22 protein-coding genes are annotated in these 25,999 nt (G+C 63.2%); 12 read left to right on the top strand and 10 right to left on the bottom strand.

The features are described 5' to 3' along the window. Positions 1–3: 3 nt before the first annotated feature. Genes ACV4UZ_RS17040 through ACV4UZ_RS17020 form a run of 5 tightly spaced genes read left to right on the top strand, consistent with a single transcriptional unit; the run spans position 4 to position 4,298 of the window. Complete coding sequence (locus tag ACV4UZ_RS17040) at positions 4–981, top strand: Gfo/Idh/MocA family protein (protein ID WP_491601983.1); 978 nt, start codon at positions 4–6, stop codon at positions 979–981. Then, a complete protein-coding gene (locus ACV4UZ_RS17035) occupies positions 978–1,958 on the top strand; it encodes a GHMP family kinase ATP-binding protein (RefSeq protein ID WP_491601982.1) in 981 nt (326 codons plus the stop codon). The genes ACV4UZ_RS17040 and ACV4UZ_RS17035 overlap by 4 nt, the downstream gene beginning before the upstream one ends. After that, the gene (locus ACV4UZ_RS17030; RefSeq protein ID WP_491601981.1) at positions 1,955–2,680 is read left to right on the top strand and encodes a nucleotidyltransferase family protein; all 726 of its coding nucleotides are present in this window, start codon (positions 1,955–1,957) and stop codon (positions 2,678–2,680) included. Before ACV4UZ_RS17035 ends, ACV4UZ_RS17030 begins: the two co-directional genes overlap by 4 nt. Beyond that, the gene (locus ACV4UZ_RS17025) at positions 2,673–3,395 is read left to right on the top strand and encodes a class I SAM-dependent methyltransferase (RefSeq protein WP_491601980.1); all 723 of its coding nucleotides are present in this window, start codon (positions 2,673–2,675) and stop codon (positions 3,393–3,395) included. Before ACV4UZ_RS17030 ends, ACV4UZ_RS17025 begins: the two co-directional genes overlap by 8 nt. Further along, positions 3,396–4,298: a class I SAM-dependent methyltransferase gene (locus ACV4UZ_RS17020; protein ID WP_491601979.1), complete on the top strand. Its 903-nt coding sequence runs from the start codon at positions 3,396–3,398 to the stop codon at positions 4,296–4,298. A gap of 11 nt (positions 4,299–4,309) precedes the next feature. Here the strand turns inward: ACV4UZ_RS17020 and ACV4UZ_RS17015 are convergent, their stop codons facing one another. Next, complete coding sequence (locus ACV4UZ_RS17015) at positions 4,310–5,230, bottom strand: hypothetical protein (protein WP_491601978.1); 921 nt, start codon at positions 5,228–5,230, stop codon at positions 4,310–4,312. Further along, on the bottom strand, positions 5,230–6,780 hold the full coding sequence (locus ACV4UZ_RS17010; protein WP_491601977.1) for an MBOAT family O-acyltransferase: 1,551 nt from the start codon (positions 6,778–6,780) through the stop codon (positions 5,230–5,232). The genes ACV4UZ_RS17015 and ACV4UZ_RS17010 overlap by 1 nt, the downstream gene beginning before the upstream one ends. Positions 6,781–7,075: 295 nt before the next feature. Here ACV4UZ_RS17010 and ACV4UZ_RS17005 point away from each other — a divergent pair, with 295 nt between their 5' ends. Genes ACV4UZ_RS17005 through ACV4UZ_RS16990 form a run of 4 tightly spaced genes read left to right on the top strand, consistent with a single transcriptional unit; the run spans position 7,076 to position 11,733 of the window. Then, on the top strand, positions 7,076–8,146 hold the full coding sequence (locus ACV4UZ_RS17005; protein WP_491601976.1) for a radical SAM/SPASM domain-containing protein: 1,071 nt from the start codon (positions 7,076–7,078) through the stop codon (positions 8,144–8,146). Next, complete coding sequence (locus tag ACV4UZ_RS17000) at positions 8,143–9,645, top strand: B12-binding domain-containing radical SAM protein (protein WP_491601975.1); 1,503 nt, start codon at positions 8,143–8,145, stop codon at positions 9,643–9,645. Before ACV4UZ_RS17005 ends, ACV4UZ_RS17000 begins: the two co-directional genes overlap by 4 nt. Before the next feature lie 14 nt (positions 9,646–9,659). Continuing rightward, positions 9,660–10,865: a glycosyltransferase family 9 protein gene (locus tag ACV4UZ_RS16995; protein ID WP_491601974.1), complete on the top strand. Its 1,206-nt coding sequence runs from the start codon at positions 9,660–9,662 to the stop codon at positions 10,863–10,865. Next, the gene (locus ACV4UZ_RS16990) at positions 10,855–11,733 is read left to right on the top strand and encodes a class I SAM-dependent methyltransferase (protein WP_491601973.1); all 879 of its coding nucleotides are present in this window, start codon (positions 10,855–10,857) and stop codon (positions 11,731–11,733) included. Before ACV4UZ_RS16995 ends, ACV4UZ_RS16990 begins: the two co-directional genes overlap by 11 nt. Here ACV4UZ_RS16990 and ACV4UZ_RS16985 read toward each other — a convergent pair. From ACV4UZ_RS16985 to ACV4UZ_RS16975, 3 genes are all read right to left on the bottom strand, one after another. Then, complete coding sequence (locus tag ACV4UZ_RS16985) at positions 11,726–12,592, bottom strand: class I SAM-dependent methyltransferase (RefSeq protein ID WP_491601972.1); 867 nt, start codon at positions 12,590–12,592, stop codon at positions 11,726–11,728. The two genes, ACV4UZ_RS16990 and ACV4UZ_RS16985, sit on opposite strands and share 8 nt — an antisense overlap. Continuing rightward, positions 12,589–14,331, bottom strand: coding sequence for a hypothetical protein (locus tag ACV4UZ_RS16980; protein WP_491601971.1), 1,743 nt, complete (start codon positions 14,329–14,331; stop codon positions 12,589–12,591). The genes ACV4UZ_RS16985 and ACV4UZ_RS16980 overlap by 4 nt, the downstream gene beginning before the upstream one ends. A gap of 88 nt (positions 14,332–14,419) precedes the next feature. Continuing rightward, on the bottom strand, positions 14,420–16,009 hold the full coding sequence (locus ACV4UZ_RS16975) for a B12-binding domain-containing radical SAM protein (RefSeq protein ID WP_491601970.1): 1,590 nt from the start codon (positions 16,007–16,009) through the stop codon (positions 14,420–14,422). Between the two features lie 140 nt (positions 16,010–16,149). Here ACV4UZ_RS16975 and ACV4UZ_RS16970 point away from each other — a divergent pair, with 140 nt between their 5' ends. From ACV4UZ_RS16970 to ACV4UZ_RS16960, 3 genes are read left to right on the top strand one after another with little or no spacing between them, the layout of a single operon-like run. Next, positions 16,150–17,367 carry a radical SAM protein gene (locus ACV4UZ_RS16970; protein WP_491601969.1) on the top strand — a complete coding sequence of 406 codons (1,218 nt, stop codon included), beginning with the start codon at positions 16,150–16,152 and terminating at the stop codon, positions 17,365–17,367. Positions 17,368–17,411: 44 nt separating this feature from the next. Further along, the gene (locus tag ACV4UZ_RS16965) at positions 17,412–18,470 is read left to right on the top strand and encodes a radical SAM/SPASM domain-containing protein (RefSeq protein ID WP_491601968.1); all 1,059 of its coding nucleotides are present in this window, start codon (positions 17,412–17,414) and stop codon (positions 18,468–18,470) included. Further along, positions 18,467–19,468, top strand: coding sequence for a radical SAM/SPASM domain-containing protein (locus tag ACV4UZ_RS16960; protein ID WP_491601967.1), 1,002 nt, complete (start codon positions 18,467–18,469; stop codon positions 19,466–19,468). The genes ACV4UZ_RS16965 and ACV4UZ_RS16960 overlap by 4 nt, the downstream gene beginning before the upstream one ends. Before the next feature lie 5 nt (positions 19,469–19,473). On the opposite strand, the gene ACV4UZ_RS16955 is transcribed toward ACV4UZ_RS16960, so the two are convergent. From ACV4UZ_RS16955 to ACV4UZ_RS16935, 5 genes are read right to left on the bottom strand one after another with little or no spacing between them, the layout of a single operon-like run. Further along, positions 19,474–21,531, bottom strand: coding sequence for a glycosyltransferase (locus tag ACV4UZ_RS16955; RefSeq protein WP_491601966.1), 2,058 nt, complete (start codon positions 21,529–21,531; stop codon positions 19,474–19,476). Between the two features lie 10 nt (positions 21,532–21,541). After that, complete coding sequence (locus ACV4UZ_RS16950; protein WP_491601965.1) at positions 21,542–23,029, bottom strand: hypothetical protein; 1,488 nt, start codon at positions 23,027–23,029, stop codon at positions 21,542–21,544. Then, a complete protein-coding gene (locus ACV4UZ_RS16945; RefSeq protein ID WP_491601964.1) occupies positions 23,029–23,829 on the bottom strand; it encodes a glycosyltransferase family 2 protein in 801 nt (266 codons plus the stop codon). The genes ACV4UZ_RS16950 and ACV4UZ_RS16945 overlap by 1 nt, the downstream gene beginning before the upstream one ends. Then, a complete protein-coding gene (locus ACV4UZ_RS16940; RefSeq protein WP_491601963.1) occupies positions 23,826–24,893 on the bottom strand; it encodes an NAD-dependent epimerase/dehydratase family protein in 1,068 nt (355 codons plus the stop codon). Before ACV4UZ_RS16940 ends, ACV4UZ_RS16945 begins: the two co-directional genes overlap by 4 nt. Before the next feature lie 10 nt (positions 24,894–24,903). Then, the gene (locus ACV4UZ_RS16935; protein ID WP_491601962.1) at positions 24,904–25,968 is read right to left on the bottom strand and encodes an NAD-dependent epimerase/dehydratase family protein; all 1,065 of its coding nucleotides are present in this window, start codon (positions 25,966–25,968) and stop codon (positions 24,904–24,906) included. Positions 25,969–25,999: the final 31 nt, after the last annotated feature.

Raw genomic sequence — 25,999 nt, 5'->3', positions numbered from 1 at the left:
CCCATGCGTATCGGCATCATCGGTTGCGGCCTGATCGGACAAAAGCGTGCCAATGCCGCGGGCAAGCATCCCGTGGTTGCGGTCGCCGACCTGGACCTGGACCGCGCCCAGGCCCTGGCGGCGCGGCACAAGGCCATGGCGACCGCCGATTGGCGGGACGTGATCGCCGCCGATCTTGACGCGGTCATGGTGGCCACCAATCACGGTGCCCTGGCTGAAATCTCCCTGGCCGCCGTGGCGGCGGGCAAGCATGTGCTGGTGGAAAAGCCTGCGGGCATGAGCAGCGCCGACGTGGCCGGGGTGGCGGAGGCCGCCAGGGCCAAGGGCGTGGTGGTCAAGGTGGGCTTCAACCATCGCTTCCATCCCGCCCTGCAAAAGGCCCGAGAGATTTTCGATACGGGTGAAATGGGGCCGTTGATGTATATCCGCGGCCGCTACGGGCATGGCGGCCGCGTGGGCTATGACCAGGAATGGCGCTGCAAGAAGGAATTGTCCGGTGGCGGCGAGCTGATCGACCAGGGCACCCATCTGATCGATCTGTCACGCTGGTTCCTGGGTGATCTGGAACTGGATTACGCGGCGGTGCCAACCTATTACTGGGACATCGACGTGGAAGACAATTGCTTCCTCGCCCTGCGCTCGCCCACCAGCGGGGCGCTGGCTTGGCTGCATGCCACCTGGACCGAATGGAAGAACATGTTCTCGTTCGAGATCTGCGGCCGCGACGGCAAGCTGGCGATCGACGGCCTGGGTGGAAGCTATGGCGTCGAACGCCTGACCTATTATCGCATGCTCCCCGAGATGGGGCCGCCCGAGACCACCACCTGGGAATGGCCGTTCCCGGATAGGTCATGGGATCGCGAGATGGAGGATTTCGCCGCCGCCATCGCCACCGGCCGGCGCGCCTCGGGCGACATCGACGACGCCGTCGCCATGCACCGTATCATTGAACAGGCCTACGCCCCCCGGAGCCGCCCATGATCATCACCCGCAGCCCGTTGCGCATCACTCTCGGCGGTGGCGGTACCGACCTGCCGTCCTATTACCGCGACCACGGCGGCTTCCTGATCGCCGCCGCGATTCAGCGTTACGTCTACATCACCCTGCACGAGACCTTCGTCGAGGATCTGATCGTCAAGTATTCGCGCATGGAGCGGGTGGCCAACGCCTCGGAGCTTCAGCACCCCATCGTGCGCGAATCCCTGGGCCTGCTGGGCATTCCCGGCCGCTGCCTGGAACTGACCAGCATGGCCGACATTCCCGCCGGTACCGGGCTGGGCTCCTCGGGCAGTTTCACCACCGCCCTGCTGGCGGCGCTGCACACCTACCAGAAGAACCTGATCCACCCGCAGGAGCTGGCGGAACAGGCCTGCCACATCGAGATCGACCGCTGTGGCGAGCCCATCGGCAAGCAGGACCAATACATCGCGGCATTCGGCGGCATCACGGCCTTCACCTTCAATCCCGATGACAGCGTCGAAGCCCGGCCACTGGCGCTGTCCGACGAGATCCAGCACAACCTGGAAGACAGCCTGGTGATGTTCTTCACCGGCTATTCCCGCTCGGCCTCGTCGATCCTCAAGGAACAGGACGACAAGACCCGCAAGGACGACCAGGGCATGGTCGCCAACCTGCATTACGTCAAGGATCTTGGACTGCGCAGTAAGCAGGCGCTGGAGACCGGCGACCTGCACACCTTCGGCACGCTGATGCACGAGCATTGGGAGCACAAGAAGCAACGCTCGGGTGGCATGTCCAATCCGAAGATCGACGACTGGTACCGGTTGGCCATGGCCAACGGTGCCATCGGCGGCAAGCTGATCGGGGCGGGCGGCGGCGGCTTCCTGATGTTCTATACCGAGAACAAGATCAAGCTGCGCCACGCCATGCTGGGTGCCGGCCTGTCCGAGGTGCGTCTGCGCTTCGACTTCGAGGGCACCAAGGTGGTCGTCCAATGAATCTGCCGCCGGTGGCCATCCTGTCGGGCGGCCTCGCCACCCGGCTGCGTCCCATCACCGAGACCATCCCCAAATCCCTGGTGGAGGTCGCCGGGCGCCCCTTCATCGACTGGCAGCTGGAGTTGCTGGCCGGTCAGGGGGTACGCCGCGCGGTCATCTGCGCCGGCTATCTGGGCAACATGATCGAGGAGCATGTGGGCAATGGCCGCCGCTTCGGCCTGGAGGTTGCCTATTCCTGGGACGGCGAGCCCCTGCTGGGCACCGGTGGCGCGCTGCGCAAGGCCCTGCCCCTGCTGGGCGACGAGTTTCAGATTCTCTACGGCGATAGCTGGCTGGAGATCGATTACGCCGCCGTGATCGCCGCCTTCCGGGCCAGCGGCCAGCCAGCCCTGATGACCGTCTTCCGCAATGAAGGCCTGTGGGACACCAGCAACGTTGAGTTCAGCGATGGCCGCATCCAGCGCTACGACAAGGTGGATCGCACGCCCGCCATGCTGCACATCGATTACGGTCTGGGCGTCATGAAGGCCGAGGCGCTGGAAGCCTGGCCCGATGACCAGGCCTTTGATCTCGCGGCGCTCTATGGCAGCCTGGTCAAGCAGGGGCACCTGGCCGGATACGAGATTTTCCAGCGCTTCTACGAGGTCGGTTCCCATCAGGGACTTGCCGATCTCGACGCTCTGTTGCGCGCCAGACGTTACGGAGAGAGCCTTCATGGTTGATACCGTCGAATCCCGCGCCTTCTGGGAACGCGCCGGCGAAATGGGCTATGAGAACGCGGTGTTCGCCAGCCCGGTGGTGGCCCGCCATGTGATGGAACGGGTCTATGCCAAGACCATGGCCCTGGCTGATGCCATGGGCACCCCCGGCGATGGGCGGGTCCTGGAGCTGGGCTGCGGCGACGGCGGCTTCGCCGCGAAGCAGCTGGCCCGGCATTATGGCAAGGTCGAGGCCTTCGATGTGTCCGAAGCAGCCATCGCCCGCGCCCGGGCCCAGGGCGCGGCCAATGCGGACTTCCGCGTGGCCGATATCACCACCATGGATCTGGAGTCCCTGGGAACCTATGATTCCTGCTTCCTGATGGCGATCCTCCACCATATCAAGAGCTTCACCCCGGCGGTGGTCAATTGCCTGGGCAAGGTCGCCAAGCGGGTGGTGATTCTCGAGCCCAACGGCAACAATTTCGGCCGCAAGCTGGCCGAGCTCACCCCCCGCTATCGCGCCGCCGGGGAGGAGAGCTTCCGGGTCGATGAGCTGACGAAAATCTTCGCCGCCGCCGGGTTCCGGCCCTATCGGGTGGAACGGTTCAATTTCTTTCCCGACATGACGCCGGAATGGCTGTTCCGGATGTTGCGTCCGGTCGAGCCGCTGATCGAGGCCTCACCCCTCGACCGCTGGCTGTGCACCTGCATCCTGCTGGGCTTTGAGAGGGTATAAATGACGGCTCCCGCCAAGACGGACATCCAGGCCTTCTGGAAGGCGCTGTACAATTCCCTCTACGAGGATGTGGATGCCGGGCTGACCCGCGAGGCGCTGTTCAAGTCCCTCGACGATCTCGAGGACATGTTCCGCTTCCGGCGCCATATGGCGGTGGTGGAGATGCCCCTGGCCGACCTGGCCGGAAAAAGAGTTCTCGAGATCGGCCCCGGGGCTGGCGGCCATTCCGCGCTGTTCGCCAAGCATGGCGCCCACATGACCAGCCTGGACATCACCCCGGCCCGCGCCCGCGCCACGGAGGCCAAGTTCCGGCTGATGGGCGAGCGGGCGGAACAGTGCCACGCCCTCAACGGCGATTCGGAAAACCTGCCCTTTGCCGATTCCACCTTCGATATCGTCTATTCCAACGGCGTCCTGCACCACACCCTGGACACCGAAAGGGCCGTCGCCGAGGTTTTCCGCGTCCTGAAGCCCGGCGGACAAGCGGTGATCATGCTCTATTGCAAGAGCTCGTGGCACTACTGGATCAACATGTTTCTGCCCATCGGCCTCCTGATGGGCAAGGCCTTCCGCGACCCCAATTGGCTGGGCAAGGCCACCGAATGGGGCGGCAAGCATCGCCAGACCGTGGCCAACCCCATCACCCGCTGCTACACCGCTACGGGCATCAGGCGTCTGTTCGCCGCCTTCGAGGGTCTGACCTATCGCAAGGCCGATTTCTTCTGGTATCTGGTGCCCAAGCTCGGCCGACTCTATCGCAAATACCAGATCAAGCGTTACGGCACCCATCCCGGCGGCGTCCTGGTCTATGGCGAGCCCTGGCCCATTCAGTCCCCCATGGAACTGAAACTGGGCGAGATCATGGGTTTTTCCTGGTTCATCTCGGCGCGCAAGCCAATCTGATCGCGATCAGATCAGCGCTTTTCGAGACACTGGCGGAGCCTGGGCTCGATGGACGCCAGAAAGGCCTTCGACCATCGCCGGGCGCTCTCCTGGTCGAGGTGGGTGCCATCGACGGTCGTCAGCCCGGTCAAGGGCAACTCCACGTAAACAAAGCCCGCCGCCAGCAGAGCCCGACCGGCCGAAGGGCGAGTTTCGGCGCTTGGGACATAGGTGTGAATCACGCAGGCCGGCTCAACCCCCAGCATGTCCGCCATCTCCCTGGCCAGCCCCGCCACTCCGGAATCGTCCCACGGCTCCGACGTGGCACCGAAGCTTCCGGCCGGAATGGCCCCCACCCGCCACTCCTCGTTCAGGACCCAGGTGCCGTCTTCCGACGACATAAACACGGCCCGCGACGCTCCGCATAACTCCGCCCACCGGCCGCAGACCCGGCGGTGAACCGACTGAGCCAACCACTGGCCCCAGCCGCGCGCCCTTTCCCAAGGACCGAATCCCGGCATCCCGCCATCTCCGGGGGCATAGAAGGGATCGGCATTGACGATCACCGCGCGCGGATGGGGGTGATGGCGCGCCAGAAGACTTTCAGCGATGCCATAATTCCGCCCTGAGAGCCCCATGACATAGGCCCTCCACCCATGTGATCCGAAAAAATTCCGGGTCACGTCGTTGGAGAAGGCGAATTGCGTACGACTGTTGCCGAGAACGAGAATCTCGGCCGATGCCAGAGCTTCGGCCGATCGGCCATCAAACGACCAGTACCGGTTCTTCTCGTCGAAATTGCCGTAATACTTGTGATCGCAATATCCGAGATAGCGCCCCGGCCCATAGCCGCCGGCGGAACAGGCAAACACCCCGGCCCCCATCTGGACGGCCAGTCCGCTTGCCACCATCACCGCCGCCAGGGCGAGAAAATAGAACTTCGAAGGCATCATCAGAACTGGAAGTACAGAAATTCACTGGAAACGTCGATGTTCCAGATGGCCACACCCGCCAGGATCGCCATGCCCAGCCCCCACGAAAGGGAAGGACGCCAGGTTAGACATCCCTTCACCTCCCCGATCTCCCCCAGGACCGGCCGCGCCGAGGCCATGATCTGCTGGGAATTAGGCAGCAGCCATAGAAGTGCCAGCAGGCCGGTCAATCGGGAAACCGCCTGAAGCGGAACATAAGGCATGGGGTTACCCTGTCCCAACAGCGCCTCCACCGTCCTCCCCGCCAGGGACGCGGGCGCCAATCCCGAGGGGCCTGGGACCGTCAGGCCATCCAGCCCCAGCATGGCGTGAACCATGCGTCCCGCGGTTTCGATGTCCGGAGCCCGAAAGAACACCCAGGCCAGCGTGACGCAGGCGAAGGTCAGCAGCACGCCCGCTCCCCGCCACACCCTCCCCGACACCATCTTGGCCGGCAGACTGGGGCGGATGTGCTCGGCCCAATGATGATAGACCACCAGATAGGCACCGTGCAGCGCACCCCAGGCCAGGAAGGTCCAGCCCACCCCATGCCATCCGCCCCCCAGTACCATGACGATCATCAGGTTGAGGTGGCGCCGACCCCGGCCCTTGCGGTTTCCTCCCAAAGGAAAATAGAGATAGTCGCGCAGGAACCGCGACAGCGTCATGTGCCAACGCCGCCAAAACTCGGAGATATTGACGGCCTTGTAGGGTGAATTGAAATTCACCGGAAGTCTTATCCCCAGCATCAAGGACAAGCCGATAGCCATGTCGCAATAGCCGGAGAAATCGAAATAGATTTGCATGGCATAGGCAGTGGCCGCCATCCAGGAATCCACGAAACACAGTGCCCAACCCTTGGATGCGGCCTGAAAGGTCGGGGCAACAAACGGGGCAACGCTATCGGCCAGCATCGTCTTCTTGAACAAACCGATGATAAACAAGGTCAAGCCTGCCGCGAGATCCGGCATGGCCGAGCCTTGGAGCGGCTTGCGGAATTGCGGCATCACCTCGGCATGATGAATGACCGGGCCAGCGATCAGATGGGGGAAATAGGTGACGAACAGAACGTAATCCGCAAAGCGCGATCCCGTCACCTGCCCCCTGGCCACATCCACCAGATAAGCGATCTGGGTGAAGGTGAAGAAGGATACTCCCAGTGGCAAGACGATGTCGCCCAGGGATAATCCCGTCCCCGCCACGCCGTTTACCGTCTGCACAAAGAAATTGGCGTATTTGAAGTAGCCGAGAACCACCAGATCGATTCCGATGGCCGCTCCAAGGACAAGATGGCGGAGGCGGGTTTGCGCCGGAGCCTTCAGACCCGCAATCACTTGTCCCATCAGGTAGTTGAAGCCAATGGACCCGGCCAGCAGGAAAAGCGATTCCCAGCGCCACCAGCCGTAAAAGAAAGCCGATGCGCCGGCGAGCCAGCAGATAGCTAGCCCAGGCCGCCACGCATTTGCGGCATGAAATATAATGATTGCGGCAGGGCAAAATAAGAAAATAAATACCGGATCTGTAAAAAGCATTATTTGCTCACCTTTTCACGTATTTCGTGAAAGATATTTGAACTGATATATCCACATCGAGATCGTGGCCGATACATCATTTCTCCACAATAACCATAATAACTCAATGGCCTTGCGGGCACCTTGGCGGTGCGGGCTTTATCTTGAAACCAGGTCGGCGCATCCTCACATGCCATCGCGGATCCGGATTCAGCCACAAGGGGGTGCATTATGCCCTTGACCTGGGAAACCCGGAACGGGCCTATGTTAGCGCCGCATCGAATCCGGACTGTGGCTGAGATCGGAGTTGCCGCGTATGACCGTGCTGAAGAAGGCCAAGCACTTTGTCTACCATTCCAGCATTGTCTGGAACAATATCGGGGTGCTGCCCAAGCTGGTGCAGGGATATTTCAACACTCTGGTGCTGGGCAGGCCGGTTCTTAGAACCCTCGAATTCGCCATCACCCCCCATTGCAACGTCAACTGCCCCATGTGCTACGCCACCAAGATCGTGGACAACGACCGGCAGATGATGAAGCCCGACGAGTATGCGGCCATTTGGGAGCAGGCCAAGGCGCTTGGGGCCTTCACGGCCCATTTGTCCGGCGGCGAGCCCACCATGCGCAAGGATCTGCCCGACATTATCGCGGCCTTGGACCCCAAGCACACCATCATCAGCATGACCACCAACGCCATCCTGCTGGGCGCCGTCCAGATGGAACGCCTGCGCAAGGCGGGCCTGTCGGTGATCCATTTCAGTCTGAACAGCCTCGACCCGGAGACCAACGACCGCGAGCGCGACCACAAGGGCCACAACGCCAAGGTGGCCGAGGCGATCAAGACCGCCAAGGGCCTGGGCTACGATGTCTGCCTGTCGGTGGTGGTGGCCCACGGCAATTTCGCATCGGTCCGGCAGCTGACGTCCTATGCCGAGGATATGGGGATCGGCATCGTGTTCTCGCTGGCCACGCCGGCGGGCAATTGGAATGGCGCCAAGGACCAGATGCTGACCCCTGAGGAATGGGACGAGGTGGATGCCTTCATGCAGGCCAATCCGCATGTCCGCTCCGATTGGACCATCAATCTCTCGCTGCGCAAGGGCTGCCCGGCAGGATACGAGAAGATCTCGGTCTCGCCCTATGGCGACGTCCAGGGATGCGCCATGAGCTTCATTTCCCACGGCAACCTGCGCGATGAACGCCTCGAGTCGGTGTGGAGCCGCATGCTGCAATGGGACCAGTACAAGAAGCGTTCTCCCGTCTGCCTGATCGGGCTGGATCAGCATTACGTCGATGAGTACCTTCTTCCCATCAACGGGCGTGATGTTCTGCCGGTCCCGGTGGAACAACACCCCCTTCATCCGCTGAAGCCGACGGGACGGCCATGAGCAAGCGCATCATTCTGATCCAGCCGGCCTGCGGCAAATACGACCTGTTTATCCGCGACATGCCGCTGGGGCTGCTGTACACGGCCCGCATGCTCGTCGCCGAGGGCTATGACGTCCAGGTTCTGGATCAACGGGTAACCCTCAACCGGACCCATTCCAGGCTGCAGGAGCTGATCGAGGAATCCCCGCCCCTGTGGATCGGCTTCACCACCATGACCGGCGAGCCCATCTGGCACGCGCTGCAATTGGCCCAGGTTGTTCGCCGACACTCCTCCGCACCCATGGTATGGGGTGGAATTCACCCTACTATTTTAGCCGACGTGACCATCGCCCATCCCCTGGTGGACTACCTCATCCGGGGAAAGGGTGAGCGCGCGGCCCTGGCTCTCAGCCGCGCGTTGGATGGCAGCGGGCGCCTTGACGACGTCCCCGGCCTGACCTGGATCGAAGACGGCAGGACCCGATCCAACGCCGAGGACGACGACGGAAATTGGGGCAAGATGCCGCCGGTCCCCTACGATCTGGTCGATATCGACGATTATGCCCGCACGGGTTTCGAACGGCGGGTCTTCCCGATCATGACCAGCCGCAACTGCCCGCACAAATGCACCTTCTGCTATAACAGCGCCATCGTCGGCGACATCCGCTGGCGCCCCGACCCAGTGGCGGATACCTGCGCGGAAATCGACGACATCCTGGCCCGCTACCAGCCCAGCTATCTGTCGTTCATCGATGATGATTTCTTCGTTGACCTGGAGCGCGCCCGGGCCATCCTGCGCCACGTGGAGGCCACCAAGCCCAAGCACATCAAGGTGGGCTTCCGCGGTGTGCGCATCTCGGACTTGCGCAAGCTCACCGACGACGATATCGGCCTTCTCGAACGCATTGGCACCCGCCATCTGAATATCGGCGTGGAATCAGGCAGCAACCGTATCCTGAAGGAATTGAAGAAGGGCATGAAGGCCGAGCATGCCATTGAGGTCAATCGCCGACTGGCGCAGCATCCCCAGCTGGTTCCCCTCTACAATTTCTTTTCCGGCATCCCTGGCGAGACGGAAGAGGACATCGCCGCGTCCACCCGGCTGATCCTGCAGCTGACCAAGGAGAACCGGAATTGCCAGATTTCCGGCTTCCATCAGTACACCCCCTATCCCGGCAACGAGTTGTTCGAAAGCGCCGTCAAATCCGGCTTTCCCGTGCCGTCAACCCTCGAGGAATGGGGTGATCTCCAGTTCGAGAACAATGCCAAGAAATGCCCGTGGATCGACAAGAGGCGCCGCCGTCTCCTGGACACCATCTACTGTGCCATCTACTTCGTCGATAACAAGTACGACATGTATTTCGCCCGGAACGGTTGGCTGACCCGGGCGATGCAGCCTTTCATCTCCTTGTACAAGCCCATCGCCCGTCTGCGCCTGCGCCACCATTTCACGGCATTTCCGCTGGAAATCTGGGCGAAGGATATGTTTTATCGGCTGTTCTATCGCCCTAGCGGATAAAGGAGCCGACGGTCGTGGCCATCTCTATTGGCACCATGCGCCGCATCGACCGTTACGCCGGGGCGGTCAGTCTGGTCATACTGCGCGCCGTCACGGCCCTCGCAGATGCATTGCGTGCCGGATCGCATCGGTCACCACGGCCAGTCAAGGCCATCGTGGTGCAGAAATATCTCGGCATGGGCAGTATCATCAACGCACTGCCGCTACTGCAGGCGCTGCGGACGGGGTATCCGACGGCACGCCTGGTCTTCGTGACCTTTCCCGAACAGCGGAAGTTGGTGGACATCTCTGGACTGGTCGACGAGATTCTGGTGATCGATCCCAGCTCCGCCGGCCGTTTCCTGGCCGACATCGCCCGGGTGGTATTCAGATTGTGGCGCCTGAGGCCGGATATCTGTATCGACCTGGAATTCTTCTCACGCTTTTCGGCGGTGATGTCAGCCCTTTCGGGTGCCGGCACCCGGGTCGGTTTCTTCGCGCATTTCAACCTGCGCTCGCCACTTTTGACCCATCCCGTTTCGCTCAATCACTACATGCACGTGTCGCGCGCCTTCCTTGCCATGGCCGAAGCCCTGGAGATCGACATCACCCAGGTGCAGGACAAGCCCCCCAGCCTGCCCAGCATGCGTCGCGACAACTCCCACGGCCTTGATGCCCTGCCGGCGGTATTGCAATCGGGTCCCTACGCCATCATCAATCCCAACACCTCGACCCTGTGCCCATTGCGCGCCTGGAAGCCCGAACGCTTTGCCGATGTGATCCGCCATCTGGCCGTCAAGTACCCCGAGTTGACACTGGTACTGATCGGGGCTCCCAAGGAGGTGGAGGTGGTCGCCCTGCTTCAGTCCATGGTCGGGGATCTGCAGGATCGGGTCATCAATCTGGCCGGGCGAACGGATTTTCAGACGCTCCTGGCGGTGATCGAGGGGGCGGCGCTGATGGTCAGCAACGACAGTGGACCCGCCCACATTGCCGCCGCCTACCGTATTCCCGAAGTGGTGCTGTTCGGACCGGAAACACCGGTCTTGTACGGGCCGCTCAATCCCATGGCCCGCACCGTCTATAAGGGGCTGTATTGCAGCCCCTGCCTCACGGCCATCGACAACAAGCATTTCGAAAATTGCTTCCCGGCCCATTGCATGGACAGGATCACCGTGACCGAGGTGACCGCCAAGATAGACGATCTTCTGGCCGAAAGCGGATTCCGCCATGCAGGATGAGGGTCTGGCCCGGCTGGTCGATCCACTCCATCGGGCTCCATTGAGATCGGGGGAGTCCGGCCTGATGGCGTCGGATGGCACCTGCTATCCCGTCTCTGACGGCATCGCGGACCTCATCGCCCCTCACCGCCTTGAGGGGCGTGCCGCCCACGAGGCCGAGGTCTTCGACAGCCTGCCCATCGAAGGCGTCTGCTATTTCCATCCGGGCTTGTTCACCCGGGTGCTGGACAAGGTCATGCCGTTTCTGGGAAGAACCCGGACGGGGGTTGAGATCGGCGGCGGCGAGGGATGGTTCGCCCGAGCATTCATGAGATCCTCCGGTACCAGAGCCTATGTGTGCGACGTTTCAAAGCGGGCCCTGGCCAATGCAGACCCGACGCTCTATCGGGTGCGGTGCGACGTACGGCGCCCCTATCTCGCCGATGGAACCATGGGACTGGCCGCTTTCTGGGTCAGTCTGCACCATTTCGGCGATGAAGACCGCCAGGCCGCGCTGGACGAGGCCTGCCGGCTGCTGGACGAGGACGGTCTGATACTGATCTTCGAACCCAACAGGTTGTTCCTGCCGCGGCGGCTGTTCATGGCCTCTCCGCTGGCCAGACTGGTCTATTTCGACGAGCACGAGGAGGCGCTCGACTATCGCAATGTCGCCGGGGAACTGGCCGTGCGTGGCTTCCAGCAGGTCCTGGTGGAGGGGATCAACCCCCGCTATGGCCTCGCATTCCTTCGGCACTTCAGGCTCTGGCCGCTATTCTGGCTGGCCACCGAGACCCTGCGGCTGGTTGACCGATGGTGGCCCGGTGCGCTGCCGGTGGGCTGGGGGTCCTATGTCCTGGGCATTTTTCGCCGGACCACAACGATTAGCTGATCCGCTCGGCCACCAGAAGCATCTCGCCCATACGAACCGGTATGGAGCGATGCGCCAGGCCGTGGGGCACCGTTCGCCTCAGCAGCCGCAAGGCGGGCGAGATCAGGGGGTGGGGATAGGCATCAAACTGCCGCACCGCATAGTCAAAGGTTAGGGGCTTTGAGGCCGCGCATACCCGCACCACCTTAAAGCCGCAATCGTGAACCAGCTTGACCAGGCTGGTGCGGCTGAACAGAAAGAGGTGCTCTTCCTTGATGTGCGGCCAAGCCCCCCGCATCATGGCGGCGCTCAGCGATCCCACGTCGGGCGTCAGGATCACCGCTCGGCCCCCTGGGCGCAGCACCTCACGCAGGCATCGCATGAAGGCCCAGGGATCACGCAGATGCTCGACTACATCGGACAGCACGCAGAGATCGAAGCTGCCGGTATCGAGACCCGCGGTCTCCAGGCTACCTGTATGCACCACCGCCGAGGGAACCAGACGACGAGCAACCTCCACCGCATGGGGGTTGATGTCAACACCGTGGGCGGTATAGCCAAGCTCGCCCAGAACCGATAAGCACGCTCCGGTCGCGCAGCCGACATCAAGCGCCCGTCCAGGTCCCGGACGGACACCTGCCCGGCTCAGCAGGTGTCGAAAGAGATCGTGCTTCAGCGTCCAGTATGTGGGCCGCGACATGTGATCGCCACCGGCCTCTCCCCATGACTGATAGTAGCCGGATCCGTAAATCTCGGCCAGGCGGGTGTCCGAAGGCTGCGGAAGCAGGCTCCACAGGCCGCAGCGGCCGCAGCGGTGATAGCCGGCCCGATACTGGCGGAACGTCCCTCCGCACCCGCACGACTGGTTGGATGCGCTCATCGATCCTTCTCCGTTCGTCCCGGCACGATGGCGGAAACATGAGGGATGGCACCATGCTCGTCTCCCTCCACCAGAATCGCCACATCGCGGACCGGCGGGGGCAAGGGGCCCTCGGCCAGCACCAGGATGGGACCATGCGCCTCCCCCGCGGCCAGACATTCTTCCACCGAACCGCAGGCTCTGCCCGGCATGATCCAGCGAGTTCGGCCTGCCGCCAGCCGATTCATCAGGTCAAGGCGCGCAGACCCCTCTACGGCCTCGGCCATGCGGGCATAGGATTGCGCAGCCACGCAACGATCCAGCCGCCGGGTCGCCAGGCAAACCACCTCACCCTCGGGGTAACGTTCAAGAAATTGGGCCGAGCGAACGGCCCACGCGGCCTCCAGGCGATGATCCGCCGACAGATGTGGCCAGATCGACAGCTCCGCCCTGATCTTGCTGGCCAGCGACAGCAGCAGGCACAGGCCAAGGATGGTTCCCGCGGCAACACTTGGTTGGCGAAGCGTGCTCCCCCCCAGAAGCGTGGCGCCGAACAGCATGGGAAACATCAGATGTCCAAGGATGAAGAGGGACAGGAAAGCATTCTCGTGATCGGTGGCCAGCACCGAAATCATGGCGCCGCCACTGTTCCACCAGATGGCCAGCCCGCAACCGGCAATGCAGACCAGCCCGCCCAGGCCGGCGGCGCGATAATCCCCCCGGCGAGCCACCAGCATGGCCAGGCCGGAAAGACAGAGCAGAATCGGAATGGCGCCAAATGGCGGCGGCGCGAGATAAATCAGGAAATCCTGCCAACTGGCCCTTGCCTCCAATCCCGCCGCATGGGCCAGAAGGGCCTGCTGCCAACCGTTGAGTATGGCGACGTTCATCCCGATCGCCCAGCCCACCAGGGCCGGACAGGCCAGCCGCGCCAGGAGCCAACCGGGTGTCGAGCCGTTAACCCACCCCGCCAGTCTGGCCGTCACCATCGCCAACCCCATGACCACGAGCGGCAGCGCGATCAGAACAGGAAGGCGATAGGGCCGAAGCGAGCCGACCTGAAGACGGAGAAAATCGGACAGCTTGCCCAGAACCGGCGTTCCGGCCCATACGAAACCCAAAACGAAGACCAATCCGAGCAGCAGTGCCACAGTGGTGAGAAGACGCTCCACGGTGGGCGATCGCAAGCGGCATCCATCACGCCGCATCCCCCAAAGGAAGGCCAGCCCGGCACCAGCCGCCACGAAAACCATGAGAAAATGGATAGCCACGCCCAGGCCAACCAGGAACAGCCACAGAAACTCGCCGCCCCGCCCCGTCTGTCCCGCCAGGCTGGCCGCCAGCCCCAGGCCGATGGCCATGGCCATCATGGTGAGGAAAGGATAGTCGCAATACAAAATCCAGTTGGCGGGATGGACGGCTCCCAGGACACCGAATCCCAGCAGAACCATCGGGGGAAGCCGCAACCCTGCCCCGAAATGGGCCGCAATTGCGGCCAGGAATGCGGTCATCGACAGGTTAGTACCGATCAGAAAGCCGGAAAACGGCCCCAGGTCGGCGAATGGCAACCCCCACAAGCGAAGATAAAGCGCTGCCACCTGCCCCAGCAGAATATCGGGATGATGGGTCACCTGCGGAGCATTGAGGCCCAAAAACGGCACATCCTGGTACAGCCAGGACAGACCGCCAACCAGACTCCACATATTGGCGTCCAGAGCCGCGATATCGGTGAAACTCCGGCCGAAAACCGCCAGTTCCAACGCCAGTACGACGCAATAGGGCAGGAAGAGGCACAGAAACGCCGCGATACGGGCTCGACTGTCCGTGACGCCGGCCGAAATTCCTGGCCTAGGCCGCATGGTCTTCCGAGGAAATCGCCACTGCGGCGGAATGCCGTCCCTTGCGATTGAAGAGCTTGGTGTAGATGACGTTGAGGAGCCTGGAACGCAGGGTCATCAGGGCACCGAACACCATGTTCTCCAGCCGGGGATGGATGCGGTAGAGGGCCAGGGACAGGAGACTCAGCACGATCTCGGCCAATCGCGGCACCAGCAGAAGCGGGTGGGTCCGTACAGCGGTATGAGTGAGGAATATCGCCTGGATCAAGGCGATTTCACGCAGCAGGCGGCGGGATAGACGGTAGGGATTGACGAAATACACCGCCGCGAAATCGAACAGGGACATCTGGAAGAATGAAGTGCGGATCTTGAGAAAATCCTTCTTCAGATACCATTCGCGAACATGTTCGTCGGCTGCCCGATGCAAGGCCGTTCCTGGAATGGGAATGAAGATTTTGACCCCGATTGCTCCAAAATAGTCACGATAGGACATGAAGGCAGCTTTTTCCTCGCGGACCGAGTCAAGATCGTCTTCCGGAAAGCCCAGCAGGATATTGGTGAAAATCTCGAAGCCGTAAGCCTTCATCAGCTTGAGCTTGTGCTCCATCTCGCCGAGATCAAAAGCCTTTTCCCCCATGCGCCAGCCCCGTGGGGTCAGGCGCTCGATGCCAAGTTCAATGCGCGACACGTTTGCCAGGCGCATGGCCTCGAGAACTTCTTCGTCGATCTTGGTGCGGATATTGGTCTGGATCTCGAATGCCACGCGCTTATCGAGCCCCAGTGCCACGATCTCGCGGGCGAAGGCGATCACCCATTTCTTGTTGAGGGTGAAATTGTTGTCGGCGATGAAAATATGATCGTACTTGATGATATCGACCAGGAAGGCGATGTGGCGGGCCGCCACTGCCGGAGAGGTCTGGCGCACCTTGCCGGCCATGAAGTCGGCCTTGCAGAACGAGCAGGAATACGGGCAGCCGCGCTGGAACAGCACGATATTGGTGTTGAACTGATGGTCGTTAGGGCTTGCGACGAAATCCTCGATATTCATCTGGCGCGGATCGACGAACGGAAGTTCGTCCAGATTCTCAATCAGCGCACCCCGCCCCGTATCGGTGAAGCCCTGCATGTCCTCGTTCAGCACCTGGAACCCGGCGACTCCCCGCGCCGCCCGGCGCAGCGCCGCCTTGCCGCGTTCGGCACCCATGGCCTGAACCAGCTGCGACATGGGGATTTCCGCCTCGCCCTTGGCGATGGCGTCGGGCCGCGATTCCCGCATGATCTCGTCGATGGCGTCATAGGTATGGATGCCGCCCAAGACCACCGGCAGGTCCGGCATCTCACGGCGCAGTCGCTCGATCAGGTCATAGGTGGCGCGCGCATTGTACAGGTTGACCGCCAGCCCCAGGAGGTCGGGCGCCTCGTCCCTGATCCGCGCCATAACCTGATCCTCGGTGTAGTCGCGGATCACGGTATTGGCATCGAAAACCTTGGCTTCGATGCCGGGAAGGGCGTTGAGCACGGCTGAAATGGTCAACATGCCATACGGCTCGAATGGCCGGATGACGGTGACATAGCGATGCCGGACAAGAAGAACCTTCATAGACTGCTCTGCTGTCCGAAACGTAAAGAATTTCGAGGGAGTAGCGCCGTTGTTCTTAGCCCATCCGGTCCGGGCGCCGCAAGAAAAACCCGACCGGACGCCCCGCCGCAGCCCGGGAAAAACCACAGAAAACATGCGAATTGAACCGCCCATTCGGGTTTGCTATGGTCGCCTCTCCACGGCGAGAGCATGGCGGGCAGGAGCCCGGCGACGGCGAGACCCGAGATGCACATCTTTCGGCTTGCCGTAAGGAATTGCGTAACACCATGATCTCCAAATCCCTATCCGACGAACTCCTCTACCGCTACGGCCATGCGCGGCGACGTCTGCCGTTCCTGCTGCGTCGTCCGCTCAGCGTCTTCCTTTACATTACGGGCGCCTGCGATCTGGACTGCAGCTATTGCTGGCAGCGCGAGCAATCGCTCACCATCGCCCCCTTCGTGGATTCCAGCCGCGCGCCCTTCCGCGCCGAGGAATGGGTCAAGGTGGTGGAAAATCTTCCCGCCCCGACCCTGCTGGGACTCTCCGGCGGCGAGCCGACCATCTGCGCAGCGTTCGCTCCGATCGTCGCCGCTGCCCGAGGGCGCCATCTGATCACGGTCAACAGCAATGCGTCGCAATGGAAGGAGCAGCATTTCCAGATCCTGACCGAACCCCATGTCCGCAATGTCTCCGTGTCGTTGGATGGTTTCGCGGACACTCACGATAGAAACCGGAACATGCCGGGATTGTTCGACAAAGTGTGTGCCAATCTCCGACGGCTCAAAGCCATGCGCAATGGCCGCCGCCGGCCGGCCATCTCCATCAAGACGGTGCTCAGCGACGACATGGTCGGACGCATGGCGGAATTCCGCCGCTTCTGCGCCGAGGAATTGGGAGCGAGCGCCCTCAATGTCTCGCTGCGCAAGGAAGGCGGCCATCACCAATGGTCGCTGCTCCATTGTAATGACCCAGAGCGCATCTGGAGCGGCGATTCCCATCTCTATCCCTATGCCCAGCCCGAGCGGATCGTCGAGGAGATCACGCAATTGTGGGACGAGGACAACCGCCGCTGTCCGGTGGTCCTTTTCCCGCGAATTTCCGATCCCGCCACCTTGCGCCGCTTCCTCGCCAATGGTGGTCGCAAGGGCTATGCTCCGTGCGCCCTGCCGCGCGCCCTGATCACCGTTCTGCCCGACGGACAGGTGATCCCCTGCCAGTCCCAGGGACTGGGAAATGTGCGTGATAGCGGGTACTCGGTGGGCAAAGTCCTGGCAGCCCCCGCCTATGGTGAGGTGTTGCGGCGCATCGACGCGTTCGGAAGCGACTTGCCGCCGGTTTGCCACGTGTGCTGCTTCTCCAAGGTCGCGCGGGCATGAGACTGGGCTGGCTGCTTCGCAATCTCCGCCAACGAGGCCGCCTGGTGGCTGGCCTTCTGACCCGTGGGCGGCGGCCCGAACCGCGGCCTCTGGTCGCCAATCTGTTCCTCACCTCGCGATGCAACGCGCGATGCACCTATTGTTATGTCGGCGATGTCCACCCCGCCGACGCCAGTGTGGCGGCGTCCAAGCGGGTGCTTTCCACCGAGGAATGGCTGAACCTGATCGATGATCTGGTGGCGCGGGGCGTGCGCTATTTCACCCTGGTGGGCGGTGAACCGCTGCTCAGCCCCCATTTCGATGCTGTGGTGGAGCATCTGCATCGCCGCGACATGTTCTTTAACGTGACCAGCAATGGAGCGCTGGTGCCGCGCAAGCTGGAAATCCTGGCCAAAGCGTCGCAGCTTACCATCAGCCTGGATGGCGACCGGGAAAGCAATGATCTCCTGCGGGGACAAGGCTGGCACGCCCGTGCCCTGACGGCCATCGATGCGGCCGAGGCGGCGGGAATTCCCGTCCGCCTCAACGTGGTCGTCACCCGGGCCAACGCCGAGCAGGTCGGCTACATTCTCGACCTTTGCGAAAGGCGGCGCATGGTCGTGACCTTCACGCCTTGCATCGACGTGCCCGAATTCCGCCGCGAGGAGACCGCCCGCTGGCAATTGTCGGACGACGGCATGCGGAGCTTTTTCCGAAATCTGGCGCAGACACGCCGGAACAACGACCGGATCATGAATTCCGACGCGTCCATGCAGTACATGATGGGCTACCCCACCACCTTCGACCGGGTTGTGATGAAAGGGGATCCCGAAGAGAGCTATTACACCACGCCCTGCCCCTACGGCCGCTTCCAGTACCACTTCAATGAGTACGGCGAGGTATTCCCCTGTGCCCATTGGTGGAATAGCCCGGATTTCAAGGCTCTCACAGTCTTCGACGGAGGTCTCGACCGTGCCCTGGACCGGGCGTCGGATCTGCCCTGCCGTTTCTGCTCGTTCTGCAACATGGTCGATTGGAACGAAATGACGCGGCCGGCCGCCGTTGCCCAAGGCGCCTTCATGACCTTCCGACAGGCGCTGGGTTTGGGAGCCCGCAAGTCATGATCGGCGGCTTCATCAACCGGGCCCGCATGATCGGCAGTTACTTCACCGGTGCCCCCCGCTGGCGGATCTTCCCCCAGGAAGTCGTTATCGAGCTGACCAATCACTGCAACCTCGCCTGCGTCATGTGCCCCCAGAAGACCATGACCCGTGACAAGGGCTTCATGGACGAAGCGCTGTTCCGTTCCATCATCGACCAGGCCGCCGGACGGGCCGAGTTGGTCTACCTGTACGGAACGGGTGAAAGCTTCCTGCATAAGGAATTGCCCGGCTACGTCTCCTACGCCGCCGGCAAGGGCCTGACCACGGTGCTCTCCACCAACGGCTTGCCGCTGACCGAACGCAGTGCCACGGCGATTCTGACCAGCGGCCTCGACCATCTGATCATCGCCATGGATGGCGCCACCAAGGAAACCTACGAATCCATCCGGGTCGGCGGGGATTTCGACCGGCTGGTCGTCAATATCCGCATGCTGCTGGCCCGGCGGGCAGAGCTGAAGGCGCGGACGCACATCGAACTCCAGATGATCGTCTCGGACCGGACCCAGCCCGAGATCGAGGCATTCCGGAATCAGTTCACGCCCGAGGAGCGCCGTCAGATCGGCTCGTTCCGCCTGAAGCCGCTGTTCAAGACCTATTCGGCCGCGGACAACAACCTGCGCCATACCCGTCCCTGCTATTGGCTGTGGAACATGATGGCCATCGCCTGGGACGGGCGGCTTCAACTCTGCTGCATGGATTTCGATGCGGCGGTCCTGTCCGGCAATGCCCGCGAGACCGCGCTGGAGGATTTGTGGAATTCAGCGGAACTGATCGCTCTGCGCGCCAAGCTTAAACGCCTCGAGTATACCGGCCTGCCGTTGTGCGAGGGCTGCGACATTCCCGAGCAGGGCTATTTCAGCACCGCCTCGATCCTGGCTTCGGCCTTCGTCGATGCCGGAACCGTCCGCCGTCTCATTCCATGGTTCGAACGGGTGGTACTGCTGCGCGGCCGGAAATAGGGCCGTTAACGCAATCGGACCAGATCGCGGACATAGGCCACCATCAGTCTCCGCGTCATGGGCCATGAGAACAGCACGTTGCTCGACATGGCGCATTCATAGGTGCAGCGGCACTTGGTGTCCCTGATCCAGCGCCGCAGCTCGGCCGCCTCGGGGGTGCGGATCAGTTCGGCCAGCCGGCGGCTACCCACATTGCCGATGCTGTCGGACAGGATTTCGCAGGGCAGCAGACGGCCGTCCTCCATGGAGACATAACTCAGCGTGCCGGCGGTGCAGGGGGTGACGAATTCATTGTTGCGCGCCACCCGCTCGATCAGGTCCTTCTGCAGAATCTCCTTCAAGCGCAGCACCCGCCCGCCGGTGAAACCGTAATGGGCCAGTCCGCCTCGGGCCAGCAGGGCGCGGTACGCGTCCACCGCCTTGGAATAGGCATCGATCAGCCCCGGCGCCAGCGGCGGATGGTCGAGGGAATGGTGACGGAACAGATTGATGGAGATGGCGTTGGGGCGGAACTCCTCGGCGATCCGGTCGATGAAGCCGGGAAAGTGGGCCATGTTGCCGGGTTGCACCGTGGTGACCACGTTGAGATGCAGATGGGGATAGAGCTTCTGCAACGGCCGCAGCCGCTCCATGGTCTCTCGCACCTTGGCATAGGAATTCGGCCCACGGATGGAATCGTGAACCTCTTCCGGGCCATCGAGGGAGAAGAACAGCATGAAGTTGCCACCCGGCGCCCGCTGCAGATAGCGCAGCACCATCTCGAAGGTCCGCTCGGTGTACCAGCCGTTGGTGGGAAAGGAGAAGACCTTGGGGCGGTTATGGCGGCGCACCGCCAGCATCAGTTCGACCAGATCCTTGCGCAGGAAAGGCTCGCCACCGGCCAGGGAGAACCACAGCACCGGCCCGGTGTCGCGCATCACCGCGTCCAGCGTCTCGAACGGCAGTTCGCCGGGATTGGGCGCCTCGAGGGATTCCTTGTAGAAGCAGTGCTCGCAACGCAGATTGCAGCGCGCCGTCACATACTGGATCAGCTGGATCGGCCGCCCGGTGCGCAGCAGGACGCGAACCAGGATACGGGCATAGTCCCACCAGCCGACCAGAAGCCTCGCCGCACGCCGGGCATGCCAGACCAGTGCCGCCAATCCCGCGGCACCGAACACCACCGCGCCGATCAGTGGCCAACACGCCAGGGCGGCCAACCTGAACGCCTGGGACTCGGCGGCCAGGACCGGGCGCCAGGCCAGGCAGGGAACCAGGGCGCAGAGCAGCGCGGGCGGCAGCGCCCAGGAAAACCAAGGCGACAGCAGCAGGAAAAGGGGCAGCAGCACCCCCGCCGCCAACCAGGAGCCCATCATCATGGCGCCGAGATTGGCGTCGCACTGGCGGAACAGGGCCGCCTGGTCCTTGCGGATGCCGTAGGCCTGGAAGGTCTTGCGCCCGTAATCGCCCAGCAGGGACTTAAGGCTGAAGACCTTGAGGTGATCCGCCACCAGCCGCTCCGAGGTCGCCAGGGTGTGGCCCATGGCGGTGGCACGGACGAAGAACTCGATATCCTCGTAGGACGGCAGCGCCTCGTTGAAGCCGCCCACATGCTCGAAGGCGGCCTTGGACATGAGGAAATGCGACGACGAGCCCACAGGCGGCCGCCCCTGCCAGCGGTGGAAGAGGCGGTAGGCCAGAATGCGGTTCTGCAGCCGGCTGGCAAAGCTGTCACCGGGGACGTCGCAGCGATAAAGTCCGCACAGGATATCGGAGACCGGCTCTGCCAGATGGTGCCGCACCTCTTCAAGCGCCTGGGGCCGCAGCACCACGTCGGAATCCACGAACAGGATCACCTCGCCCTTGGCAGCCCTGGCGCCCAGGTTGCGGGCCTGCCCTGCACCACACCGCCCCGTGGGCCGGATCAGCCGGCAGCCCTCCGGCAATACCGGCGCTTCGGGCGAGGAATCCACCACCAGGATCTCCAGCGCCCCCAGGCTCCGCAGCGCCGTCACGACGTCGCCGAGGTGGGAGGAGCGATACGAGGGGATGACGATGCTCAGACGTGACGCGAGACTATCCAAGGGAGATTTCCTAGCGCTTTCCGGCGGGCACCCAGATGTCCAGGCCGGCGCAATCGGTGCGGAACTTGACGTAAGATGGGGAGAGGGGGGCGCCATCCACAACCGGCGGCTCATCGGAATGAGGCACGGCGACCGACGCCATGGTCGACGCGGCGATCATGCCGCCGATTCCACCGTTCTCGAACGGGCGGTTCCGCCGACGGTCGTCTGCATAATAATAGGCGGGGACGATATGCGGTCCGGCCGAATGCATCCACGGCAACACCAGGTAGGAATCGGTGGAGTAGAACGGAGCAGGCAGATCGGCGACGCAAGAGCGCTGCGCCAGGTGACGGCGATGCATGTCATCCAGGGACACCGCCCCTTGCCGGCCGGACACCACGGCGAGACAGGCCGCCGCCTCCACCAGCCAGGTCGCCGCCAGCATCAGGGTGGGCCAGCGCGGCCAGCCCCGCTGGGCCAGGATGGCCGTGGCGCGGCCGCTCATGACCGCCAGCATCAGGCTGAGCAGGAAGAAATAGTTCTCCGATGCCCCCACCTTGGCACTGAACGGCAGGGCGGGAAGCGCCGCCAGCAGCCCCAGGGCCGCCACCTGGCCCGGTGTGTCCTTGGGCATTCGCCCGCGACTCCACAACAAGGCCAGGGCGGCACCGGCCAGGAACGGCAGAACCTTGATCCCCAAATTCTGAAGGTTGCGGACCAATTGCCAGCCGGCCCAGGGAATTTCCACATGGCTCAGCAATTGCCGGCGGAACGGTTCCGATCCGAAGGCCATGACCGCCGCGACCCACAGGGCGTGCGACACCACCACCAGCACCACGCCGCGCCAGTCTCTGCGCAGCAGGAGGAATAGACCCAAGGCCAGGGCGGCGAACAGATAGGATTGCTTGAACGACCACGCCGCCAGGGACAGGGTCGCCGCCGCCGCCGCCGCCGACAGGGGTGACCGGTCATAACGGGCCGCCAGCACCACCAGCGCCGCCGCCGACAGGGCCGACGCCGCCAGCTCCGGGTTGTATGACACCGCCCAAAACCCGACCAGCGGCCCCACGGCCACGAACAGTGCCGCGAGACGGTTATGGCCGTGGACGCCAGCATCCGCTGTCACCGGCACGAAGATGCGCATGGCGGCCAAGGCCACGCCCAGCCAGGCCGGCACAACCGCCAGGGACACCAGCCGCCAGACCGTCGGCAGCCATTCCACGGGCATGCCGGCCCAACTGGCCAGACGGCCGATTCCGCCGAACACGGCGTAGAACAGGAAGTTGTAGTAGGAGGCGGAAAACGGCAGCCGTGAAGGATCGGCGTAGGGCTCGCCCGTCATGGCCCGGAAGAGACTCATCACGGCCTCTTCCTCGGCGCCGCTGGTCACCACCAGGCGGGATTCGCCCAACGAAATGGCCGTCCCCACTCGCATGGCCATCAGCAACGCCGCCACCGCCACCGCCACGCCCGAGGTGGCGAGCAGGATACGGTTGGGATATGGCGGCCACGCCATCAGGCGGTCCGCGAGGTGGGGCGGCGATAGTCGCCGCGCGACAGCAACTTCTCGATCAGGCAATAGAGCACGATGAACAGATAGCGCGAGCCCATTTCGCGAATTCTGAGCTTGGACACGCCGGTCTTGCGGTTGTGCCAGGAATTGGGCACCACGGCGTAGGAATAACCCCGGATGATGGCCTTGAGCGGCAGTTCCACCGTCAGGTTGAAGTGGTGGGCGAGGAAGGGCTGGACTCCGGCGATCACCTCGCGCCGATAGCACTTGAAGGCGTTGGTGGTGTCATTGAGGCCCAGGCCGAACAGCACTCGGATGAAGGTGTTGGCCAGCCGGTTCAGCACCAGCTTGTGCGGCGGATAATCCACCACCTTGCCGCCCTTGATGAAGCGCGAGCCGAAGACGCAGTCATAGCCTTCGTTCAGCTTGCGCCAATAGGCCACCAGATCGGCGGGGGAATCGGACAGGTCGGCCATGACGATGGCCACCGCCTCGCCCCGGAACTCGGCCAGGCCGCGCCGCACGGCGAAGCCGAAGCCGTTGGGCGGAGTGTTGTCCACATGGCGCAGCTTGGGAAAGCGCGCCTCCAGCCCTTGCAACTCGGCCAGGGTGCCATCGGTGGAATTGTCGTTGACCACCACGATCTCGTAATCGATGCCGGCCGCCTCCAGGGCGGTGACCAGGGCCGGAACCGTCTCGATCAGGTTGCCTTCCTCGTTATGGGCCGGAATCACCACGCTGAGCAGGCCGGGAACGCCGACCTCCACCCACTCGGCCAGGGAGCGGAAGGCCGATTCGGTCATCTTGCGAACCTTTCGGCCATGGCCTCGTGAATCTCGCCCAGGATGCCCCGGATGTCGTAGCGATAGGACCATTCGGGATAATGGGACTGGAAGCGCCGGACGTCGCTGATCCACCAGATGTGGTCACCGGCCCGGTTGCCCTCGGCGTAGCTCCAGTTCATGGGACGCCCGGTCAGCTCCTCGCACAAAGCGATGGCTTCCAGCATGGAGCAGTTGGAGTGCCGCGAACCGCCCATATTGTAGATTTCCGCCGAGCGCGGAGCCTGGAACACATGCCAGAAGGCGTTGACCAGGTCCCAGGCATGGATGTTGTCCCTGACCTGCTTGCCCTTGTAGCCGAACACCGTATAGGCGTCGCCGGTCACGGCGCACTTGACCAGATAGCTCAGGAATCCGTGCAACTGGGCGCCGGAATGGTTGGGTCCGGTCAGACAGCCGCCGCGGAAGCACGCCGTCTTCATGCCGAAATAGCGGCCGTATTCCTGCACCAACAGGTCCGAGGCCGCCTTGGACACCCCGAACAGCGAATGCATGCAGCCGTCGATGCTCATGCTCTCGTCGATGCCGTGGGTGGCGAAGGGGTGGGCCGGGTCCAGCTCCCAGCGGGTCTCCCGCTCCACCAGCGGCAGGCGGTTGGGCGTATCGCCGTAAACCTTGTTGGTGGAGCAGTGGATGAACGGCGCGTCGGGGCAATGCTTGCGCGCCGCCTCCAGCAGGGCCAGCGTGCCATTGGCGTTGACGGTGAAGTCGGTGTGGGGATCGCTGGCCGCCCAGTCGTGGGAAGGCTGCGCCGCCGTATGAATCACCACCGCGATGGATTTGCCGTAGCGGGCGAACAGCGCGTCCATGGCGGCCGCGTCGCGAATGTCCAGGCTCTCGTGACGATAGGCCGTCAAGTCGCGGGTCAGTTCACCCAGCGACCAGGCGGTGCTGGCGCCCTCGCCGAAGAAGGCCCTGCGCATGTCGTTGTCGATACCCACCACCTCCAGCCCCTGGGCGTGAAAGAAACGGGCGGCCTCGGAACCGATGAGACCCGCCGAGCCGGTGACGATGGCAACGCTCATATGGACGTCCTTAGCGCAAGATGGGTTCAAGCCGGGCGCGATTATCCGTCAGCCAGCGGCAGATATCCTCGACAAGGCCCGGCACGTCCCGCTTCGGCTTCCAGCCGGTGGCGGCGGTGACGCGGGCGTTGTCGGTAACATAATAGGGTATGTCGGCATCACGGGTTTCCGGCGTACTGCCCATGGCCACCGTGCGGCCCGTCGCCTTTTCGCACAGGGCGGTCAATTCACGCAGCGACACGGAATTGCCGGCGCCGCCACCCACATTGAACAGCGAACCGTTCCAGCGATCGAGGTCGGCCAATTGCAGCGCCAGCAGATCGTAAAGATCCTCCACATGCAGCACGTCACGCACCTGATGGCCATGTCCGCCAAAGCCCATGTAACCCAGCCCGCCGCCATAGAGATGGCGGGCCGCCCACAGAACCATGAAGCCCTGGTCCACCTTGCCCATCTGCCACGGCCCGGCCAGCACGCCGCAGCGGTAGGTCAGGGTCTTGAGCCCATAGGTGGCGCGGTATTCCTCCACCAGCATCTCGGAGGCCAGCTTGGTGGCGCCATAGAGCGAACGCGGCCCGGCCAGGGGGAAATCCTCGGAGATGCCCGCTTCCGACCAGCCGGGGCCGGCGGCGCCGGGCGGCAGGACCAGGCGGTCGCCCTCGGGCGACAGGGGCAGGGCACGCAACGGGGCGATGGGATAGACCCGACTGGTGGAGATGAAGGCTACGGCGGCGCCCGAGCGCCGCGCGTGCTCCAGGCAGTTCACGGTCCCCATCAGATTGGTGTTGATGAGATAGGCCGGGCTGGCCCCGTAGCCGGCATGGACGCTGGGCTCGGCCGAGCAATCCAGCAGCAGGTCGCAGGCGCCTGCCGCCTCCAGGTCCTCGGGATTGCGGATGTCGCCATGGATGAACCCGACACCACCTTGGCGCAGCCGCTCCACGGCCAGTTCGCTGCCGCGGCGCTTGAGGTTGTCAAGGGCGGTCACGCACCAGCCGGCATGGTCCCGCTTCAACGAAAGGGCGAGGGACGAGCCGACGAACCCGGCTCCGCCGGCGACGATTACACTCTTCACCTGATCCCTCGCGTCAGCCAATGGCAGTCCC

This window comes from Paramagnetospirillum sp., from assembly GCF_058402745.1.
This window is presented reverse-complemented; position numbering and strand designations above follow the sequence as displayed.

What these genes read in the sequence shown, in the direction of transcription:
- ACV4UZ_RS17040 (WP_491601983.1), top strand. Translation starts at nt 4, where the DNA reads ATGCGTATCGGCATCATCGGTTGCGGCCTGATCGGACAAAAGCGTGCC.
- ACV4UZ_RS17035 (WP_491601982.1), top strand. Translation starts at nt 978, where the DNA reads ATGATCATCACCCGCAGCCCGTTGCGCATCACTCTCGGCGGTGGCGGT.
- ACV4UZ_RS17030 (WP_491601981.1), top strand. Translation starts at nt 1,955, where the DNA reads ATGAATCTGCCGCCGGTGGCCATCCTGTCGGGCGGCCTCGCCACCCGG.
- ACV4UZ_RS17025 (WP_491601980.1), top strand. Translation starts at nt 2,673, where the DNA reads ATGGTTGATACCGTCGAATCCCGCGCCTTCTGGGAACGCGCCGGCGAA.
- ACV4UZ_RS17020 (WP_491601979.1), top strand. Translation starts at nt 3,396, where the DNA reads ATGACGGCTCCCGCCAAGACGGACATCCAGGCCTTCTGGAAGGCGCTG.
- ACV4UZ_RS17015 (WP_491601978.1), bottom strand. Translation starts at nt 5,230, where the DNA reads ATGATGCCTTCGAAGTTCTATTTTCTCGCCCTGGCGGCGGTGATGGTG.
- ACV4UZ_RS17010 (WP_491601977.1), bottom strand. Translation starts at nt 6,780, where the DNA reads ATGCTTTTTACAGATCCGGTATTTATTTTCTTATTTTGCCCTGCCGCA.
- ACV4UZ_RS17005 (WP_491601976.1), top strand. Translation starts at nt 7,076, where the DNA reads ATGACCGTGCTGAAGAAGGCCAAGCACTTTGTCTACCATTCCAGCATT.
- ACV4UZ_RS17000 (WP_491601975.1), top strand. Translation starts at nt 8,143, where the DNA reads ATGAGCAAGCGCATCATTCTGATCCAGCCGGCCTGCGGCAAATACGAC.
- ACV4UZ_RS16990 (WP_491601973.1), top strand. Translation starts at nt 10,855, where the DNA reads ATGCAGGATGAGGGTCTGGCCCGGCTGGTCGATCCACTCCATCGGGCT.
- ACV4UZ_RS16985 (WP_491601972.1), bottom strand. Translation starts at nt 12,592, where the DNA reads ATGAGCGCATCCAACCAGTCGTGCGGGTGCGGAGGGACGTTCCGCCAG.
- ACV4UZ_RS16975 (WP_491601970.1), bottom strand. Translation starts at nt 16,009, where the DNA reads ATGAAGGTTCTTCTTGTCCGGCATCGCTATGTCACCGTCATCCGGCCA.
- ACV4UZ_RS16960 (WP_491601967.1), top strand. Translation starts at nt 18,467, where the DNA reads ATGATCGGCGGCTTCATCAACCGGGCCCGCATGATCGGCAGTTACTTC.
- ACV4UZ_RS16950 (WP_491601965.1), bottom strand. Translation starts at nt 23,029, where the DNA reads ATGGCGTGGCCGCCATATCCCAACCGTATCCTGCTCGCCACCTCGGGC.
- ACV4UZ_RS16945 (WP_491601964.1), bottom strand. Translation starts at nt 23,829, where the DNA reads ATGACCGAATCGGCCTTCCGCTCCCTGGCCGAGTGGGTGGAGGTCGGC.
- ACV4UZ_RS16940 (WP_491601963.1), bottom strand. Translation starts at nt 24,893, where the DNA reads ATGAGCGTTGCCATCGTCACCGGCTCGGCGGGTCTCATCGGTTCCGAG.